At 76.8% G+C, this 3,085-nt stretch carries 1 protein-coding gene; it reads right to left on the minus strand.

Annotated elements, in window-relative coordinates:
- Positions 1 to 3,085: SDR family NAD(P)-dependent oxidoreductase (locus ACFUEL_RS37570; RefSeq protein ID WP_380242373.1), on the minus strand; the 3,085-nt coding region annotated here is incomplete at both ends.

The following is a 3,085-nucleotide window of genomic DNA, read 5'->3' on the forward strand; positions in this document are numbered from 1 at the left end:
GCCCGGCGCACCCGCTCCCCGGCGGTCCACGGCACCGGCTCGGTCAGCAGCGCGACCTCGCCCGCCGTCCAGTCCACGTGCGAGGACGGCTCGTCCGCGTACAGGGTCGGCGGCAGCAGCTCGTGCTGCAACGCCAGCACCATCTTGATCACACCGGCGACACCGGCCGCGGCCTGGGTGTGCCCGATGTTGGACTTCACCGACCCGAGCCACAGCGGCCGACCCTCCGGCCGCTCCTGTCCGTAGGTGGCCAGCAGCGCCTGCGCCTCGATCGGGTCGCCCAGCGTGGTACCGGTGCCGTGCGCCTCCACCACGTCCACGTCGGCGGCGGTCAGCCGGCCGCTGGCCAGGGCCGCCCGGATCACCCGCTGCTGCGAGGGACCGTTCGGGGCGGTCAGGCCGTTGGACGCGCCGTCCTGGTTCACGGCGCTGCCGCGCACCACGGCAAGGACCTGGTGGCCGTTGCGCTGCGCGTCCGAGAGCCGCTCGACGACGACCATGCCGACGCCCTCGGCCCAGCCGGTGCCGTCCGCGTCCTCGGAGAAGGCGCGGCAGCGGCCGTCGGCCGCCAGGCCCTGCTGGCGGGAGAAGTCGATGAACGTCCCGGGCGTGGCCATCACCGTCACGCCGCCGGCCAGCGCGAGCGTGCACTCGCCGGAGCGGACGGCCTGCGCAGCCAGGTGCAGGGCGACCAGCGAGGACGAGCACGCCGTGTCCACCGTCACCGCCGGGCCCTCCAGGCCCAGCACGTACGAGACGCGCCCGGAGAGCACGCTCGTCGCGTTGCCGGTCATCACGTGGCCCTCGGAGCCGGAGTCGCCCTGGCTGGCCAGCGTGACGCCGAACCCGTAGCCGGAGGCGAAACCGCCCGCGAACACGCCGGTGGCCGAGCCGCGCAGCGAGGACGGGTCGATGCCGGCCCGCTCCAGCGCCTCCCAGGAGGTCTCCAGCAGCTGGCGCTGCTGCGGGTCCATGGCGAGGGCCTCGCGCGGGCTGATGCCGAAGAACGCGGCGTCGAACTCGGCGGCCCCGCGCAGGAACGCGCCGGACTGCGTGTAGGAGGTGCCGACGCTGTCCCGGTCCGGGTCGAAGAAGCCGTCCAGGTCCCAGCCGCGGTCGGTCGGGAAGGCCCCGACCGCGTCGCCGCCGGAGGCCAGCAGCTGCCAGAACTCCTCCGGGGTGGTGGCCCCGCCGGGGAACCGGCAGGCCATGCCGACGATCGCCAGCGGCTCGTCCGCGACCGGCACCGCCACCGGGGCCGCCGGGGCGGCCGCGTCCGCGGTGGCGCCCAGCAGCTCGCCGCGCAGGAAGGCGGCGAGCGCCAGCGGCGTCGGGTAGTCGAACACCAGGGTGGCGGGCAGCCGGATGCCGGTGGCGGCGTTCAGGCGGTTGCGCAGTTCGACGGCGGTCAGCGAGTCGAAGCCCAGGTCCTTGAACGCGCGCCGGTCCTCGATCGCCTCGGCGGAGGCGTGACCGAGCACGACCGCGACCTCGGCGCGGACCACCTCGGCAAGCAGCCGCTCCTGCTCGGCCCGGCCCAACCCGGCCAGCCGGTGCGCCAGTTCGCCTTCGCGGCGGGGCGCCTCGGCCGGTCCGGCGGCCAGCTTGCGGATCTCCGCCAGGTCCCGGACCAGCGGGCGCTTCGGCAGGTCCGCCGCTCCCGGGCCGGACGCCAGCTGCGCCCAGTCGACGTCCATCACGGTGACCAGGGCGTCCGGCCCGGCCAGTGCCTCGCCGAGCGCGCGGGCGGCCAGCTTCGGGTCCATCGCGGGCATCGGGCCGCGCTCGACCCGGGCCTGCACCACGGAGCTGGACTCGGCCATGCCGCCGCCGGCCCACGCGCCCCACGCCACGGTGAGCGCCGCCAGGCCGCGCGAGCGCCGGTGCTCGGCGAGCGCGTCCAGGTAGGCGTTGGCGGCCGCGTAGTTGCCCTGCCCGGCCGCGCCGAGCGTCGAGGAGATGGACGAGAACAGCACGAACGCGTCCAGGTCGAGGTGCGCGGTCAGCTCGTCCAGGTGCGCGGCGCTGGCGGCCTTCGCGGCCAGCACCGTGCCCAGCCGCTCCGGGGTGAGCCGGTCCAAGACGCCGTCGTCCAGGACGGCGGCGGTGTGCAGCACCGAGGACAGCTCCGGGCCGATCCGGTCGACCAGGCCAGCCAGCGCGGTCCGGTCCGTCACGTCGCAGGCGGTGACGTCCACGGCCGAGCCGGCCGCGGCCAGTTCGGCCGCCAGCGCGGCCGCGCCCTTCGCGGCGGGGCCGGAGCGGCTGGTCAGCACCAGGTGCCGGGCGCCCCGGCCGGTCAGCCAGCGGGCGACGTGCCCGGCGATGGCGCCGGTGCCGCCGGTGATCAGCACGCTGCCGCGCGGCGTCCAGCCGTCCTCGCCGCGCAGGGCGGCGGCCCGGGTGAGGCGGCGGCCCAGGACTCCGGCCGGCCGGATCGCGACCTCGTTCTCGCCGCAGCCCGCGAGCACCGCGACCAGCCGGGCCGCGGCCCGCTCGTCGAAGTGCTCGGGCAGGTCGATCGTCCCGCCCCAGCGGTCCGGGTGCTCCAGGGCGGCGACCCGGCCCAGACCCCAGACGTGGGCCTGCACGGGGTTCGGCAGCGCCTCGCCGGGACCGGCCGCGACCGCGCCGCGGGTGGCCAGCCAGAGCGGCGCGGTGACGCCCGTGTCGCCCAGCGCCTGGATCAGCGCGAGGGTGGCGGCCAATCCGCTGTTGACGGCGGGCAGTTCGGCCAGCGGCGTCTCGTCCAGGGCCAGCAGCGACAGCACGCCCGCCACCGGGGCCTCGATGCTCGCCAGCAGGGCGGCCAAATCGGCCCGGTCGACGGTGTCCACCGTCACCGGGACGACCTCCGCGCCGCGTCCGGACAGCGCCGCCGCGTACGGCTCCGCGTCCGTCCCGGCGGGCACGGCCAGCAGCCAAGTGCCGGACAGGACCCGCGAGTCGGGCTCGGCGATCGCCGACCAGGCCGTCCGGTAGCGCCAGTTGGCGGTCAGCGAGCGGTCCAGTTCGCGGCGCCGCCAGGACGCCAGCGCGGGCAGCACCTCCTGGAACGGCCGCTCGCCGTCCACCGAGAGCGCGT

Origin of the sequence: Kitasatospora sp. NPDC057198 (assembly GCF_042670125.1) — a bacterium.
Classification (GTDB): Bacteria; Actinomycetota; Actinomycetes; order Streptomycetales; family Streptomycetaceae; genus Kitasatospora.